This is a genomic window from Brachyspira pulli (assembly GCF_036997785.1).
Lineage (GTDB): Bacteria > Spirochaetota > Brachyspiria > Brachyspirales > Brachyspiraceae > Brachyspira > Brachyspira pulli.
Map to the genome: position 1 here is coordinate 11,757 of NZ_JAWLQI010000043.1, position 16,853 is coordinate 28,609.

14 protein-coding genes are annotated in these 16,853 nt (G+C 28.1%); 7 read left to right on the forward strand and 7 right to left on the reverse strand.

Going from position 1 to position 16,853, the window contains the following annotated elements; translation table 11 throughout:
• Positions 1–64 precede the first annotated feature (64 nt).
• From R4K56_RS10025 to hprK, 5 genes are read left to right on the forward strand one after another with little or no spacing between them, the layout of a single operon-like run.
• Positions 65–3,349 (forward strand): DUF4132 domain-containing protein, encoded by a 3,285-nt coding sequence (locus tag R4K56_RS10025; protein ID WP_335772469.1) that lies wholly within the window; start codon positions 65–67, stop codon positions 3,347–3,349.
• Entirely contained in the window at positions 3,342–4,655 is a 1,314-nt protein-coding gene (gene rpoN, locus R4K56_RS10030) for an RNA polymerase factor sigma-54 (RefSeq protein WP_335772470.1), read from the forward strand. Before R4K56_RS10025 ends, rpoN begins: the two co-directional genes overlap by 8 nt.
• Positions 4,656–4,671: 16 nt before the next feature.
• Entirely contained in the window at positions 4,672–5,445 is a 774-nt protein-coding gene (gene hpf, locus R4K56_RS10035) for a ribosome hibernation-promoting factor, HPF/YfiA family (RefSeq protein ID WP_335772471.1), read from the forward strand.
• 46 nt (positions 5,446–5,491) lie between these two features.
• The gene (locus R4K56_RS10040; protein WP_297298218.1) at positions 5,492–5,956 is read left to right on the forward strand and encodes a PTS sugar transporter subunit IIA; all 465 of its coding nucleotides are present in this window, start codon (positions 5,492–5,494) and stop codon (positions 5,954–5,956) included.
• Complete coding sequence (gene hprK, locus R4K56_RS10045; protein ID WP_335756570.1) at positions 5,956–6,927, forward strand: HPr(Ser) kinase/phosphatase; 972 nt, start codon at positions 5,956–5,958, stop codon at positions 6,925–6,927. The genes R4K56_RS10040 and hprK overlap by 1 nt, the downstream gene beginning before the upstream one ends.
• A 36-nt stretch (positions 6,928–6,963) precedes the next feature.
• On the opposite strand, the gene R4K56_RS10050 is transcribed toward hprK, so the two are convergent.
• Positions 6,964–7,356, reverse strand: a complete 393-nt coding sequence (locus tag R4K56_RS10050; protein WP_335772472.1) for a septation ring formation regulator EzrA — start codon at positions 7,354–7,356, stop codon at positions 6,964–6,966.
• A gap of 3 nt (positions 7,357–7,359) precedes the next feature.
• Positions 7,360–8,283 (reverse strand): 16S rRNA (cytosine(1402)-N(4))-methyltransferase RsmH, encoded by a 924-nt coding sequence (gene rsmH, locus R4K56_RS10055; RefSeq protein ID WP_335772473.1) that lies wholly within the window; start codon positions 8,281–8,283, stop codon positions 7,360–7,362.
• A gap of 146 nt (positions 8,284–8,429) precedes the next feature.
• Between rsmH and R4K56_RS10060 the strand changes: the two genes are divergently transcribed.
• Together R4K56_RS10060 and R4K56_RS10065 are read left to right on the forward strand one after the other, a co-directional pair.
• A complete protein-coding gene (locus R4K56_RS10060; protein ID WP_335772474.1) occupies positions 8,430–8,960 on the forward strand; it encodes an HdeD family acid-resistance protein in 531 nt (176 codons plus the stop codon).
• Positions 8,961–9,036: 76 nt separating this feature from the next.
• On the forward strand, positions 9,037–9,249 hold the full coding sequence (locus R4K56_RS10065; RefSeq protein ID WP_297298208.1) for a (2Fe-2S)-binding protein: 213 nt from the start codon (positions 9,037–9,039) through the stop codon (positions 9,247–9,249).
• Positions 9,250–9,332: 83 nt separating this feature from the next.
• Here the strand turns inward: R4K56_RS10065 and R4K56_RS10070 are convergent, their stop codons facing one another.
• The 5 genes from R4K56_RS10070 to kdsA form a co-directional block, all read right to left on the reverse strand.
• Positions 9,333–10,250 carry a transketolase family protein gene (locus R4K56_RS10070; RefSeq protein WP_335756566.1) on the reverse strand — a complete coding sequence of 306 codons (918 nt, stop codon included), beginning with the start codon at positions 10,248–10,250 and terminating at the stop codon, positions 9,333–9,335.
• Between the two features lie 40 nt (positions 10,251–10,290).
• A complete protein-coding gene (locus R4K56_RS10075) occupies positions 10,291–11,088 on the reverse strand; it encodes a transketolase (RefSeq protein WP_335772475.1) in 798 nt (265 codons plus the stop codon).
• Positions 11,089–13,248: 2,160 nt separating this feature from the next.
• Positions 13,249–13,650, reverse strand: coding sequence for a GIY-YIG nuclease family protein (locus tag R4K56_RS10080; protein WP_335756564.1), 402 nt, complete (start codon positions 13,648–13,650; stop codon positions 13,249–13,251).
• Positions 13,640–14,320: a cytidylyltransferase domain-containing protein gene (locus R4K56_RS10085; protein WP_335772476.1), complete on the reverse strand. Its 681-nt coding sequence runs from the start codon at positions 14,318–14,320 to the stop codon at positions 13,640–13,642. Before R4K56_RS10085 ends, R4K56_RS10080 begins: the two co-directional genes overlap by 11 nt.
• Before the next feature lie 983 nt (positions 14,321–15,303).
• Positions 15,304–16,119, reverse strand: coding sequence for a 3-deoxy-8-phosphooctulonate synthase (gene kdsA, locus R4K56_RS10090; protein ID WP_335772477.1), 816 nt, complete (start codon positions 16,117–16,119; stop codon positions 15,304–15,306).
• Positions 16,120–16,853: the final 734 nt, after the last annotated feature.

The window sequence follows — 16,853 nt, forward strand, 5'->3', positions numbered from 1 at the left end:
TTATTCATTTTTTTCTAAAATATGGTATAGTATCTCATATATATATATATTTTAAGGCTATACTATGAGCATCGACAAAAGTTATATAGATGATATTTTTAAAAAACACCCATATATAGATGATATAAAAAAATATGTCTTTGGTGAAACTGATACAATAGAATTCGACTCTAAAAATATTGTATATTCTATATCAAATAATCATAGCATATATTCACAATTACTTGAATTATATGAGATGGATAAGAATAATGAAGCTTTAATTAGGTTATTTAAAGTTATATCCATGCATGATATAGAAAATATATATATTTTTGAAATATTAGTTATAAATATAATATCAGGATTAACTGTAAAAGAAGCTCTATTAAAATGTATATCTTTAGAAAAAATTAATGATTGGAATAGAGAATATAAAAGACATTCATACAGTATAAACCCTATTTCAAATGAAGTAATAAATGCTAAAATGCACATATTGATATATTATCATTATGCTAAAAAATATTTTCCTGAAGAAACTGAAAATTATATGGCATCTGTATGTAATTCAACTATATATGAAATTACTTCAGAATACGGAGAAAATATATTAATTGCTTTAATGGCATTCTCTATAAAAATATACAATAATGATTACAGTAAAATAGATGCTTTATTAGAATATTCTTATAAAGTTGATTATGTAGATAGTATGCTTTCTTTATTTGCTATAATAGATAGAGATGAAAAAATTCAAAAAAGATTTATTGAATTATTAGAAAATAATTTAATTCTTTCAAATAAAGATTTGCTTATCAATTTTGCTTATATGATAAGATTATTTTTCCTTACAAGGAAAAATTTAAGTCATAAATTCCAAAATTTGAATTTTAATGAGTTCTTGTCATATTTACAAGATTTTAATATACCTAAATGCTTTATATTTTTAATAAAATATTTAGATTATAATGTATTAGTAAATTCAAATAAATTTTTTGATGGTATAAAAGAATTATACCAAAATAACAAAGAATCATTCTATAGACTTTCAAATATATTAAAATCTGTTGAAATACCTTATGTTATAGAAATGAAAGTTGTATTAACATGCGTGCTTCTTAATGCTAAAGATGAAAATGCTGATATTAGTATACTTGATAATAGCATAGATTATTTCATAGAAAATTTGAAAAATAGCTTGGAAAAAATATACAATAAAAAGTCAGAAAATATATTTGAGTTATTAGAAGGTATAGATAAATATGATATATCTATAAATATGACTAATGACGTTATATTCACAACTAAAATAATGGTATTAATGTATGATTACAATGAAAAAGCAAGAAAAGTTATAAGAGCTTTATTAAATTCATTGCCATACAATTTAGTAATACCTTTAATGATAAAAGACAGAAAAGAATTCTATAATACTAGATTAAAAGAAATACTAGAATATTTAGAGGGATACGGATTAGATTTAAAAGATTTAATTATCACTTACATATACACCTACCCTATATATATTTTTAGTCAGCAGTATATGTTAAAACTTATTAATAAAAATGCTGATACAATATTAGAGATGTTCCATGATAAGCAATTTTTAAAAGCTGTTTCTCATAAAAGTTATGCTCTTATAGACTTTTTAGAACTTCTATACAAAAAAGACAAAGCAGGATTAACTAATTATTCTGCACTTTGTTATGTACTTCATTTAAAAAATAAAGAATTATTAGATGCAGTTTTAAATCTAATAGAAAAAGATGAGTACAATTCAAGACATTATATAGAAAGCAGTATACATGCTTATAGAAAAGATGTTCAATTCCGTTTAAAACATATAATAAAGAAATGGAATTACAACAGAAAAGGATTTAAATTTAATTCAATAGAAGAAGTTAATCAATATATAGATGATTATTATGATGATGATTATGAACATTTAATAGATTTTATAGATGATTCTTTAATATCGAATGTTGTATTAAGAAAAGACAAAAAAACAAAAGTTCCAGTAAAAGTTATCAAATATATATTATTAGAGTATATGCTTCTTGATGAGCCTTATAGAATAAAAGACATAGATAAAATAGTTGATTTATTTGATATGAATTCATTAAGAGAGACACTTGAAAATGTATATAAATATTGGATAGATAATGGAAATGATGAAAAGCAAAAAAATATCATATTGCCTTATTGTATTTATGCTGACTATAATCAAATAGTAAACTTATATGATAAAATAGAATATTGGCATGATAATTTCCAATCATCTTTGGCATCATATATAATACCTGCTATAGCTATGAATGGTGAAAAATTTGCTTTAATGATAATAAATAATATTATTTATATGTCAAAAAACAAAAAGCTAAAAAGTGCAGCTATGGAATCATTCAAAAAGGCTTCAGAATGCTTGAATATACCTGTTGATAATTTATTTGATAAAGTACTTCCTAGCTTAGGATTCAATATAGAAAGAAATAAGACTATACGCTATGGAAAACAAAGCTTTACACTTCAATTATTAAGTGATTCTTATTTAGAAATAATAGATAATACCAACCATAAAATATTAAAAGAATTGCCTGATGCTATAGAAGGCGATGATGAAAGACGTGTTATTGATGCCAAAAAAGATTTAATTAATATTCGTAATTCTTTAGATGCAATAATTAATTATCAAAAAGAAAAACTAAAAAAAGTTATGTTCAACGGCAGAAAATGGGATTATGAAACATTTTTTGAAGTATTTGTTGAAAACCCTATTATGCAATACTTTACTTTTGCATTTATATGGGGAGTATATGATGAATATGGACATTTAATAGACTGTTTCAGATATATGGAAGATGGTTCTTTAAGTTCTATAGAAGAAGACTTATACGAGCTTCCTCAAAAGATAAAGTATTATATTTCATTATATCACCCAGCTGATAGTGATGAAGAATACTATCAAACTTGGAAAAAACAAATAGAATTGTATGAAATAATGCAGCCTATAGATCAAATAAAATTAGGAAGAAATATTATACAAGAAAGCGATATAGAAAATAATGCTATAATATCTTTCAAAGGCAAAAAGATATCATTAAAATATATGGATAAATTATTAAAAGAATTAGATATTAAAGCAGAATATTTTAATGAATATGCCAGCTATTATTTATTAGATAATATATTAAATATAGCATGTGAAATTAATTGTGTTCTTAATGAAGAAGATTTAGTAATAGATAATATAAAATTCTATGAACTTGGTGAGCATAACAGATTTGGAAATTTACTATCTCCTTTTGATATAGCACCTAGGTTTATAAGTACAATGATTTATTATTTATCTTTAGGATTCTATGATTAATAATACATCTTTATCAGCGAATACATCTTTAAGAACCGCTATAAAAAATGATTTAAGGCTGAATTATCAAACTAGAATTTGGCTTGATGTTATATCTGCTCCTGCTGTTGAATTAAAAGAAAAAATAGAAAAAGCAATGGAAGATAATCCATTTCTGGAATATGATTTTAAATCTTCTTCTCCAAAATCTTCTTCTTCATCAGCAGATATTAATTCTATAATAGAAAATACAGTTGATAGCGGAAAAGAAAGTTTATTTTCACATTTAAAAAGCCAAATAGAAATAACTTTTAACAATAAAAAAGAAATAGAATTAGCTCAGCAAATATGCAGTTTTATAAATCAAGATGGATACCTTACAATAAGTAATGATGAAATATCTAATATATTAAATGTATCTATATCAGAAGTTGAAAAAATAGTATCTATAATAAAAACATTTGATCCTTATGGAGTAGCAGCTAAAAATATTAATGAATGTCTTGCTATACAATTACGCATAAAGAAAAAAGAAAGCACAGAAAAAGATTTAAGTATATATGATATAGCGATAAATATTGTAGAGCATTACTTAGACAAATTATCAAAAAAAGACTATGATTATATAGCTTCAAATATTGGCGTAGAAAAAGATACTATTATTAAAGCATTAAAATTAATACAAACATTAGAACCCTACCCCGCTAGAGAATATGATACATCTACTGTAAAATATATAGTTCCGGAATTATTTATTTTAAAAGAAAATGGAATTTGGCTTGTAAAAACAGATGAAACTTTTATCTCCCCCTTGAAAATTAGCAAAAAATATATTAAACTATTAGATAGAGAAAAAAGTAAAGATAGCATAAACTTTTTGAAAGAAAAAAAGAAAGAAGCTGAAAGCCTTATTAATGCTACTAATGAAAGGAAAAAAACTTTATTAAAGATAGGCGAAGCTTTGCTTAAGTTTCAGATAGATTTCTTTGAATATGGAAAAGAGTTTATAAAGCCGCTAACTTTGAAAGATATGTCCTTAGAAGTTGATTTAAGCGAATCGACAATAAGCAGAATAGCTAACGGCAAATATCTTAACACAGTTTGGGGTACTTTTTCTATAAAATATTTTTTCTCTAGGGCCATTAGTGGCGGGCTTGGTTCTAGAAGTGTTAAAGAAATTATAAAAAGAATTATAGAAAACTCTCCAACAAAGCTAAGTGATGAGAAAATTAGATTAATACTAAAAAGTGAAGGCATTGAAATATCAAGAAGAACAATAGCCAAATACAGAAATAGTATGAATATTTTTTCATCAAGAAACAGATAAAATAAAAGGAGATTTTATGCATCAAAATATCATTGGAAAGAATGTAAGAATTACTAAAAATGTTAGACAACATATAGCAAATAAGATGCAAAATATCAAAATTCATGCTGACAGAATAATAGACGCCAATATTATATGTGACTATATGCATGGGGAGTATACAGTACAAGGAACTATTGCCTTTGGTAAAAAAGTATTCCATGACAAAGAAAAAGAAAAAGACTTATATGTAGCAATAGATGCTATGTTTCAAAAAATAGAAAGAGAAATAAGAAAATCCAAAGAAAGAAATATTGATAGAAGTCAAAGAGTTGTAGTAGATAAAAGCGTACAGACAGATGATGAAGATGATGCTTATTCTATTACTTCTGTTGGTATATATGAAAAACCTTTAGATGAATTAGATGCAGTACTTCATTTTAATGCTGATAAAAGACCTTATATGGCTTATTTACCTATAAAACAAGGCGATGATTTATACAGCATTAAAATAGGAAAATTCCCTGTATTTTTATTTAAAGGCGATGACAACAAAGTATTAGAAATATATCATAATGAAGAATACTGGAACATAGATGAAGTTAGTGTAACACCTGACAATAATATTGATGCTAGTAAGAGTGAAAATTACCTTATTAAAGAATACAATGTCAGTGAAGCTGTTAACTATTTAACTGATAATCCAGATAAAAAATTTGTTGTTTATATAAGCAGTATAACAGAACAAGCAGAAGCTTTATACAAAGAATCCGATAATTCTTTTGTATTAATAAGAATGTTTGATATTTAATCAAAAAAATTAACTAAGATAATAACCATTTTGGAGGAAATAATATATGAATTTGATAGATTACATTAATAAAGAATCTATAATGATAGATGTACAGGAGACGGATAAAGAGCATCTCCTCTCCAAAATGGTTGAAAGGTTAGATAGCTGCGGCTTGCTCATAAATAAAGAAGAAGCTGAGCATGCAATTATAGCAAGAGAACAATTGATGAGTACTGGAGTTGGTAACGGTATTGCAATACCTCATGCTAAAACAGATGCTGTAAAAAGTATAGTTCTTAGTGTTGCTACTATCAAAAATGGTATTAATTACAAATCTGTTGATAAGAAAAAAGTATTTGCTGTATTTATGCTTCTTGCTCCTAAAAACTCTGCTAGTGAGAATCTAAAAGTTTTAACTGCTATAGCTAAAATACTTAGAGATAATCCGCATTTCTTAGAAAAACTTATAAATGCTGAAAAACCTGATGAAATAATGGAACTTATTGCTAAAGAGGAAATGAAAATATAATGCCAAAATTAAAGGTTAGTGAATTCTTAGAACTTAATGAAAATAGAAATAATTATTTAAAAATTAGACGTTTAACCGGCTTAGCTGGTATGGAAAATGAAATATTTAGTCTAGATATAAATAGACCTGGTATGGCATTATTCAAATATTTTAAAGATTTTGCATTTGAAAGAATTCAAATATTTGGTAAGGGTGAAGCCAATTATGTGCTTACTCTTAATGAAGAAAATAAAATTGATATATTTGAAGAATTATTAAGTTATAAAATTCCAATATGTATCTTCACATATAATATAACACCTCCAGAATCATTTATTGAAATTGCTAAAAAAAATAATATTTGTGTTATTATAAGTGAATTAAAAACATGTGACCTTATAACTGGCATAGAAGCATTGGCAGAAGAAAAATTCCTTGAATCCTTCACTATTCATGGCGGATTTGTAGAAGTATTTGGTGTAGGAATTCTTATTTTAGGTAAAAGCGGTGTTGGTAAAAGTGAGGCTACATTAGAACTAATTTCTAAAGGTCATAGATTAATAGCTGATGATATTGTTGCATTTACTAAATTAAGAGATGGAAGAATAATAGGTACAAAGAATGAATATACCGGACATTTTATGGAAGTTAGAGGTATAGGAGTTGTAAATATAGAAAGACTTTCTGGTATGAGTGCTATTAGAAATAGAAAGAAATTAGATTTGATTATAGAACTAGAACATTGGAAAGATGATGAACAATATGAAAGAACTGGGCTATATGATAAAACTTATAGTATTTTAAACACAGAAGTACCATACTTAAAAATACCTGTTCGTTCCGGAAGAAATATATGTATTTTAATAGAAACTGCTGCTAAAAATCTACGCCTAAAAGAAGAAATGGGATACAATAGTGCTAAAGAATTTGATAAGGCATTAATAGCACAAATTGAGAAAAAAAGAATGTCACAGCAGATTAATAATATCTAAAAATATATTCTGATTCTAATTAATTATATTTAATACTTATTTTGATGTATCTTGATTGTTTTCTTTAACATCATTATTTAATTCTTTATTATCTGACTCTATTTTTAAGTATAATATATCATTATTATCGCCAGTTACAGATGTAAATCCATTAATAATAGCCATTTCTATAAATCTATTTGGAGATGAATATTCTGCTTCTTCAGCACTTAATACTTTAACTTCCTTCTCTAAAGTTTCTATTTCCCTGTCTAATCTTGACATTTCTCTAAGTATTTCATTAGCTTTAACATTTCTAGCAAAAGTAAATATGCTAATAATAATTACAAATAAAATTATAACAATAAACACAGATCCAAACGAATAAGTTTTCTTATCATCTGTTGTAATATCTTTATCTATTTGAGTTCTATTTTGCACTTTAGACATATATTATTCTCCATCATTACCATTTTTAATAAACTGTGCCACTCTCATTTTAGCACTTCTGCTTGCTGGGTTAGAATTTATTTCTTCATTTGTCGGAGTTATCACTTTATTATTTAGAAGTTTAAATATGCCGTCTTTATTCTTAGTTTTCTCATTTTCCTTAAAAAACTTCTTAACTATCCTATCTTCCAAAGAATGATAACTCATTACAGCCACTACCCCATTATCATTTAATATATTTGGTATATTTAGTATAGATTTTTCTAATATATTAAGCTCATCATTAACTTCTATTCTTATAGCCTGAAAAACCAAAGTCGCAGGGTGAATTTTTCCGTATCTTTGTGATTTATCTGTATTATGAAATATTATATTTTCTAAATCTTTAGATGTTTCTATTTTTCTTTTATTTCTTTCTTTTATTATAATTTTAGCTATTTTTCTGGCATTATTAATTTCACCATACTCTCTAAATATTCTTTCTAATTCTTCTTCACTGTATCCATTAATAACATCGTATGCACTTTTATCATTAATACCAAGCCTCATATCAAGCATTACATTTTCTTTGAATGAAAATCCTCTTTCAGCTTTTTTAAAATGGAATAATGAAACACCTAAATCATACAGCATAAAATCAACATTTCCTATTACTGCTTCATAAAGTTCTTCCAGCATTTTATCATAAGTATTATTATAGTAATGAAATTTCTCATATCCTGACAATCTTTTTTTAGCTATTTCAAGTATATTAGAATCTCTTTCAAAACTATGTACTTCAAGATTTAAATCAAGCATAGCTTTTGTGTGACCGCCCTCACCTAATGTGGCGTCAACAGCTATTTTTGATTTTTCTGGTATAAAACTTAAAACCTCTTTAAGCATAACGGGTGTATGCACTATTTCTAATTCTTCATTGTTATCCATCGTAAATATTATCGGAAATTATACTATAAAAATAATTATCATAATAAAATAAAAATTCATTTAAAATTATAATTTGATATTGCTTTTTTTAAAACATTAATTATCATTGATTTTATAGTAAAATTTTATAAAAAAGGAATTAGATTATGGGAAAATTAGGAAGAGTTTTGTGGTTGATTTTTGGTATATTATTAATATTATCTGGCATAGCTACATTGTTTAATCCGATAGAAACAGTATTAATGTTAGCTTATATAATAGGATTTTTAACAATATTCTCAGGAATAAGTGCTATATTCTATTTCTTTAGCTTAAGAGATAAATCAGGTTCAACATTAATTCTATTAGATGGTATTGTATCAACAATATGTGGTATTATAATAATATCTCATTTACAAATAAGCGGTGCATTTATACCTTATATGGTTGCTTTCTTTGTAATAGTAAGAGGTGTTGTTGCTATATCTTCTTCTATAGAATTAAAGAAACTAGGCTACAGTCAATGGGGACTTTCTATATTAAGCGGAATTCTTACTTTGATTGCTGGTATTATTTTAACATTCAATCCTATACTTGGGGCTGTTTATGTTAGTGTTGTTCTTGGATTATGTTTAATATTATACGGTATAATAACATTACAATTATGGTTTGCTTTTGGTAAATTCTTTAAAATATAAAATAATTGTAATGTATTGATTTTATTCTCCATTCTGTTAAAATAACAATGCATTATTAATAATTTTGGAGATTTTTATGTTTGAAAAAACTGCAAAGAGTACTTTATGCTTTTGTAAAAATATAAAATATGGAGAAGTTATAAAAGCTATTAAAGAAAAAGATTTAAAAACACTTGAAGAAGTTATGCATTGTACAAAAGCTGGTATTACCTGTTGGAGCTGCAGAGGTGATATAAAGGACTTATTAGAAGAATACAATAAAACAGGTAAAATAACTAGTATTGAATAATTATTAAAAATCCAAAAATCAATAAAAAAGGAATGATATGTTTTTAATATCATTCCTTTTTTATACTTTTATAAAATCAATTATTATTTTATAGCTTCATAAAGAGCTTTAGAAGTAAGTCCGTATTTATTCATAAGCTCATCTACTGTACCAGATTCGCCAAAAGTATCTTTTATACCAAGTCTTATTAATTTAGAAGGATATTCATCAGTTAAAACTTCAGATATAGCAGAACCAAGTCCTCCTATAATAGAATGCTCTTCAATACTAATAAGCTTTTTATGTTTTTTAGCCATATCAACAACAACTTCTCTGTCTATAGGTTTAATAGTATGAATATTAACAACAGTAACAGATATACCGTCTTTTTCAGCCATTGCAGCAGCATCTAAAGCCTCTGCCACTAATATTCCAGTAGCAAATACACATACATCTTTACCTTCTCTTAAAACATTAGCTTTACCAATTGTAAAAGGAGTATCCTCTTTTGTAATGATATTTGTAGCAGGTCTAGCCATTCTTAAATAACAAGGGCCGTTAAATTCAGCAGCTGCAAATACTGCTTTTTCTGCTTCAACAGCATCACAAGGAACTATTACTGTCATATTTGGTATAGAACGCATAATAGATATATCTTCAATGCTTTGATGGCTTGCACCGTCTTCACCTACTGATATACCAGCATGTGTTACAGCTACTTTTACATTAAGTTTAGGATAACAAATAGAGTTTCTTATAATTTCAAAAGCTCTACCTGCTCCAAACATAGCAAAAGTAGAAGCAAAAGGTATTTTACCAGCTATAGCAAGTCCAGCAGCAGCACCCATCATATCTTGTTCAGCTATTCCCATATTAAAAAATCTCTCAGGGAAAGCAGATTTAAAAGTTTTTGTCATAGTAGAACCTGATAAGTCAGCATCTAAAACAACAACATTTTTATTTATTTCACCAAGGCGTTTCAAAGCCTCACCATAAGCATTTCTTATTGCCTTTTTTTCCATAAGTTTATTCCTTAATTTTGATATTATTATTCATTAACTATTAATCAAGTTTATTTAACTCTTCCATAGCTTTTTCGTATTCTTCCTTACTTGGAGCCTTACCATGCCAGCCTACAGCATTTTCCATAAATGAAACGCCTTTACCTTTTACTGTTTTAGCAATTACACATTTTGGCTTTCCAGAAACTTTTTTACTAAATACTTCTTCAAGTTCTTTTTCATTATGTCCGTCAACAACATAAGTTTCAAAACCAAATGCTTTCATTTTAGCTTCCAAATCACCAAGACACATAACATCTTCATTCTTACCGTCTATTTGTAAGCCATTATTATCTATTATAAGTGTATAATTATCCAATTTATAATTAGCAGCAGCCATAGCTGATTCCCAGAAAGTACCTTCCTGAGCTTCTCCGTCTCCTGCTATAGCAAATATTTTTCCGTCTTTTTTATCTAGTTTATATCCCAAAGCTGCACCAACTGCTATACAAACTCCCTGACCAAGAGAACCTGTTGAAGCTTCGATACATTCTAAATTCTTTTTAGAAGGGTGTCCTTGTAATCTTGAACCTAATTTTCTGTAAGTTAAAAGTTCATCTGTTGAAAAATAGCCTCTATGTGCTAATGTAGAATAAAGAACTGCAGAAGCATGTCCTTTAGACATTATAAGTATATCCCTACCTTCCATTTTGGGATTTTTAGGATCAATATTCATAATCTTAAAATATAGTGTATGCATTATTTCTACCAATGATAAAGAACCTCCTATATGTCCTGAATTGGCATTATAAACCATACTTACTATATCTTTTCTTATTTGAGTATTTAAAGAAGACATAATAATTCCTTTAATATATTTTTTATTAATTGATGATATAACAAAACAATATAATTGTCAAATAATAGTTATATTTGAAAACTATTTAATAAAATTTTTTAGAAAATTATTTAATATTATGGAATAGTTGAAAAACGGTGTAAAAAGTACTATAATATATGCATCGGCTCTTTGACATATCAATTTCGCACGAGAGGGTGATTTTTTGATAATTACATAGAAAACAGCTTGATAATTACATAGCTGGGCGAAAGTAAAGCGAATTTACAAAGAGAATTGATAATTACATAATGAGTTTAAAAACATATATAAGAAGAAACTAGTTTAAAAATCTCGTATTGTAAAGAAATATTACTAAATTTTTACAAAAAATTTAAGAAAAAATTACGGGTTTTTAAACTCATTCCCCGAAGGGGGACGAAAACATATTTAGTGAGCTTTCTACTTCCATCAGAAGTCAATCCTGTTTTTAAACTCATTCCCCGAATACCACAAGGGTACTTCCTTCGGTCGGGGGGACGAAAACTCTCAGTTTTTCTCAATTCTATATCATCTGTAAACAAAATAGTTTTTAAACTCATTCCCCGAAGGGGGACGAAAACTCGATACATTCATCTGCACTAAAAAGTCCATTAGGAATCCAGTTTTTAAACTCATTCCCCGAATACCACAAGGGTACTTCCTTCGGTCGGGGGGACGAAAACTTTATTATATTAGCCTTAGGAAAAGAAATTTTCCATGCCTCAAGTTTTTAAACTCATTCCCCGAAGCCAAGTAGGTTCCCTACGGTCAGGGGACGAAAACCCGTTTTCGGCTCTCCAGAATTCAATGCCGCAGCATTTAGTTTTTAAACTCATTCCCCGAAGGGGGACGAAAACATACCAATTTCATCATTGGCAATATTGTAGCCAATGATGGTTTTTAAACTCATTCCCCGAAGCCAAGTAGGTTCCCTACGGTCAGGGGACGAAAACCGTCTATTTCAACGGTGAAAGAAGATTTATTACCAAGACAATTGTTTTTAAACTCATTCCCCGAAGCCAAGTAGGTTCCCTACGGTCAGGGGACGAAAACGAATCTTTGAGAAGTTTCTTTTCTTCTCGTGTAATTCTACCTGTTTTTAAACTCATTCCCCGAATACCACAAGGGCACTTCCTACGGTCGGGGGGATGAAAACTCTATTGCATGAGCTCTTACCAATAAGCCTATTGAGTCTAAGTTTTTAAACTCATTCCCCGCGACCGAGTAGGCTCCTTTCAGTCTGCACGCTGTGTGCCTTCGGCAGGGGACGAAAACAAGAATATGTGACCTATTTCATGACCCAAAGTCATCATGTAAGTTTTTTAAACTCATTCCCCGAAGGGGGACGAAAACCAATAGATATTTAAAAAGACAGGAGAATTATGATAATTCGATAGTTTTTAAACTCATTCCCCGAATACCACAAGGGCACTTCCTTCGGTCGGGGGGACGAAAACCAATACCTATTATTTGGCGTGTACGAGTGTTAATCAACTCGTTTTTAAACTCATTCCCCGAATACCACAAGGGTACTTCCTTCGGTCGGGGGGACGAAAACCTGTGATATTCGAGATCTTCGCTATATGCATCTGGTTTGGGTTTTTAAACTCATTCCCCGAATACCACAAGGGTACTTCCTTCGGTCGGGGGGACGAAAACTTTCCTAATTTAGGAAGTTTATTGTATATACGTCCCACTGTTTTTAAACTCATTCCCCGAAGGGGGACAAAAAAACTTTTTATTATTATAGTGTTTCTTGAGTATTTCATTTCTAATTTTTAACCGCATTCTATACGTAGCATACGCAAAGAAAATATGGAACAGAGTAGATTTTGAAATGTGTGATGAAAGGTAATAAACTGCACGTATAGCAGACTGTCTATAAGGTTGGCAATTCCGTGCGGGGTGCCACTACGGCGAGTAGTAAACAGCACCTATAGTGGACTATCTTAAATGTTAGCAATGCGGTAAGGGAAGCCACACGGCGAGCGTTTTTATACTATACAATTATAAAATGTATATAAAGGAAATTATAAAATAAAAACAATAAAGATAAACTAAATATTAACTAATTTAATTTTATGATTATATAATAGAATTAATAAAAAATATTATTGATTTTTATATGCATTTTTTTAACTATTCAATAACAAGCATATTATTTATATGATCTATATTTTTTTTACTTAAACTTCTAATACTTATATTATCATTGAAATCTTTATTTTTCTTTTTCATATCTCTAATATAATAAGTTTTAAGAAGCCTATTATTTTTTACGAATAAAATTTTTATTTTTTTATTTTTACTTTTTATATAATGTTCTATTTTCAAAGCAATACTAATATTTTCAACCTTCCAAGCAGACAAAAATTTTAAAGGTTTTCTAAGTTTAGTATAATTAGCTCCCCTACCCTTTGAATGTTTATTGAATCTATTTATAAGATCGTTAGTAATACCCGTGTAATAAGAATCATCTTCACAAAGTATTATATAAACATAATAACAATTTTCTTTATCCTCTATTTTACTATTTTCCATTTCTTATATCGCTTATAATAGTATCAACATCAACATATATATCATTATTATATTTTTCAAAGATTTTGCATACATTATTATAATCATCTATGGTATCAACTGTAGTTCTTAATTCAGGCATAGCAAATTCCTCATCTACTTTCGGATTTTCTATTTTGAATTTATCTGGATTTCTATAATGATACTGTGTAATATGTTCATGTTCAAAACTATCTTTAGAACTATCATTAGCCTTTTTTAATGCTTCATAATTTATTACCTCTACTCCGCTGCCGTAAGGAAGTAAATCATAATGGCTTAAATCAGCATTATTTTCTATATGATAATCAATGATCATATCCAAAGCCTTAACACTAACTAAAGGATTATCTCCGGTGGCACGTACAACTATATCAGCATTAAATTTTTCAGCTGCTTTAGTATATCTGTCAAGAACATCTTCTTCGCTTCCTATAAAATAATTGCATTGTAATTTATCAAATATATTTTTAAATGCTTCATAAGATTTTTCTTCTGTAGCCACAACTACATCATTAGCTCTTTTAGAACTTCTTAATCTTTTAATAATAAGCTCAAGCATACTATCACAATCAGCCATTTTTTTTAATGCTTTTTGCGGAAGTCTTGTAGAACCTAATCTTGAAGCAAGTATAATAACTATCTTTTTCATATTTTAATTAATTTTCTCCTATTTAAAATTCCTAAAATTATTCACTATATGGCTCTGCTAAATAAATTTAGCAGACGCTCATAATTTTAGGAAATATATTTTTAAAATTCCTAAAATTATTCGCTCTAGGGCTCTGCCAAATAAATTTAGCAGACAATTATAATTTTAGGAAATATATTTTTAAAATTCATAAAATTATTCGCTCTAGGGCTCTGCTAAATAAATTTAGCAGACGCTAATAATTTTAGGAAATATATTTTTTAAATTCCTAAAATTATTCACTATAGGGCTCTGCTAAATAAATTTAGCAGACGCTAATAATTTTAGGAAATATATTTTTTTAATCCCTAAAATTATTCGTTCGCTCTGCGTGCCTGCGGCAAGGTGTACCTAAAACAAGGGTATTACCCATATTTAATACATATTCTTAAAATATAAAGTTCTAGCAATTGCGTTTTTTGCTACTTTGACGAAGTCCGCAGAGCGTGTGCGGCAAAAAAGTAGATAATTCTATATAAAGTGCATCAGTTGACAAACCTAAAAATTTTCAGTATATACCTAAAAAATTAGATTTTGTCAATTTTAGTTTTTTTAATTTTATTGTTTGTGGGGACTAGCCCCACCGCTCTGCGTACTTCGTAACACCCCCACTTCTTTTGCGACCGAAGGGAGTGCCTTTGGCGTGACCCAAAGAAGCAGGCACAGCCCGCCTTCGGCGAAGGACTATATTTTAGCTCAAATTAATAACCTATCTTACATGTAAAACAATTTTAGTATGATTTAGTACTAATTTTATAATTGCACTTTCGCGAAGCGTATCCGAGCTTGTCGAGGATATAAGCAACTTTTTACGGCGGGAAAAAGTTGAATAAAAAAATGACAAACTTAAAAATTTTCAGTATATACCAAATCTGGCAAAACGTATTTAATTTAAACAGAACATATTATATTCAATAAAGTTAACAATAAATTGTATACATTAATTACAAACTCTTAACTAAATCATTAATCTTTATAACCTGAGTCCACAATTCCTCAACCTTATTCAAATCAAATATAGTTCTAGAATCTGAAGGGCTTTTATCAGGATTAGGATGCACCTCCATAAATACAGCGTCTATTCCCAAAGCAACAGCAGATTTCAATATAGCAGGTATAAATTCTCTAGCTCCTCCAGACTGTCCATTATTAGCAGAAGGCATTTGAAGTGAATGAGTAGCATCATACATAACAGGAGCATAATTTTTCATTATCTCCAAATTTTTCATATCTACAATCAAATTACCATAACCAAACATAGTACCTCTTTCACATAAAAAGAGTCTTTTTTCATTAATAGCATCAGAACATTTATCAGCTATGTATTTACAATCATAACCGCTTATAAACTGACCTTTCTTAACATTAACAGCTTTTCCTGTTTCGCATGCTGCTCTAAGCATATCTGTTTGTCTGCATAAAAAAGCTGGAATCTGTAAAAAGTCAACATACTTTGCAACTTCTTCTGCATCTGTTGGAACATGTATATCTGTTAAAGTAGGAAGATTAAATTCCTTTCCGGCATTTTGAAGTATTTCAAGTCCTTCTTTCATTCCTAAACCTCTAAAAGATGAAAGAGAAGTTCTATTAGCTTTATCAAAACTGCCTTTTAAAACTAATTGTATATTTAATTTATCTTTTATTTCTTTTAATTTCTTTGCTATAGTCATTGTCATTTCTTCACTTTCTATTACACAAGGGCCAGCAATGAATATTAAATCTTTATTTTTATTAGTTATACCTTTATAATCAAAAATCATTTTTATATCCTTAAAATAATTATATTTATATAATACAATATTAAATATCAAAGTCAATTATCATTAAGACAATAAAATATTATCTTCTTTATATAATAATTAAATACTGTTCATTTTTATATTCAATTTTTATAAGTATATAACTAAACAACTATATTTTGTCAATTTTGAGTTATTCATGAATGTAATTTTTATTTATTAATAATATAAAATATTATTAAGTTTTATTTAAATATTAAGATAAAAACTATATTCTGACTAAAAATGCAGTCTTTCGCGAAGCGTATCCGAGCCTGTCGAGGATATAGGTTCTTTTGGTCACAAAAAGAACTGGGTGTTGCATAAGCACGCAGAGCGGTGGGCAAAGCCACCATAAACAATAAAATAAAAAAGATAAATATTGACAAACTTAAAAATTTTTAGTATATACCTAAACAACTATATTTTGTCAAAAATAAATTTATATTTTTAATTTTATATCTGGGGCTTTGCCCCAGACCCCACTTCTTTTTGTGCCCCAAAGAAGCAAAAAGGCTACATTTGGGCTTTAATTTAATAAATTATATTACATGTAAGACATTTTTAGTATGATTTAGTACTAATTTTTACACTTGCACTTTTTGGTTCTTTGACGCTGTCCGCCTGTGGCGTGCGGCGGGAAAAAGAACAATAAAAAATTGACAAAGTTAAAAATTCTTAGTATATACCTAAACAACTATATTTTGTCAATTTTC

Excerpts from the sequence above, each read along its gene's own strand:
- kdsA (WP_335772477.1), bottom strand. The coding sequence starts at position 16,119 with ATGATTTTTGATTATAAAGGTATAACTAATAAAAATAAAGATTTAATA.
- rpoN (WP_335772470.1), top strand. The coding sequence starts at position 3,342 with ATGATTAATAATACATCTTTATCAGCGAATACATCTTTAAGAACCGCT.
- R4K56_RS10070 (WP_335756566.1), bottom strand. The coding sequence starts at position 10,250 with ATGGAAAAAAAGGCAATAAGAAATGCTTATGGTGAGGCTTTGAAACGC.
- R4K56_RS10050 (WP_335772472.1), bottom strand. The coding sequence starts at position 7,356 with ATGTCTAAAGTGCAAAATAGAACTCAAATAGATAAAGATATTACAACA.
- rsmH (WP_335772473.1), bottom strand. The coding sequence starts at position 8,283 with ATGGATAACAATGAAGAATTAGAAATAGTGCATACACCCGTTATGCTT.
- R4K56_RS10080 (WP_335756564.1), bottom strand. The coding sequence starts at position 13,650 with ATGGAAAATAGTAAAATAGAGGATAAAGAAAATTGTTATTATGTTTAT.
- hprK (WP_335756570.1), top strand. The coding sequence starts at position 5,956 with ATGCCAAAATTAAAGGTTAGTGAATTCTTAGAACTTAATGAAAATAGA.
- R4K56_RS10060 (WP_335772474.1), top strand. The coding sequence starts at position 8,430 with ATGGGAAAATTAGGAAGAGTTTTGTGGTTGATTTTTGGTATATTATTA.
- R4K56_RS10025 (WP_335772469.1), top strand. The coding sequence starts at position 65 with ATGAGCATCGACAAAAGTTATATAGATGATATTTTTAAAAAACACCCA.
- hpf (WP_335772471.1), top strand. The coding sequence starts at position 4,672 with ATGCATCAAAATATCATTGGAAAGAATGTAAGAATTACTAAAAATGTT.
- R4K56_RS10075 (WP_335772475.1), bottom strand. The coding sequence starts at position 11,088 with ATGTCTTCTTTAAATACTCAAATAAGAAAAGATATAGTAAGTATGGTT.
- R4K56_RS10065 (WP_297298208.1), top strand. The coding sequence starts at position 9,037 with ATGTTTGAAAAAACTGCAAAGAGTACTTTATGCTTTTGTAAAAATATA.
- R4K56_RS10085 (WP_335772476.1), bottom strand. The coding sequence starts at position 14,320 with ATGAAAAAGATAGTTATTATACTTGCTTCAAGATTAGGTTCTACAAGA.
- R4K56_RS10040 (WP_297298218.1), top strand. The coding sequence starts at position 5,492 with ATGAATTTGATAGATTACATTAATAAAGAATCTATAATGATAGATGTA.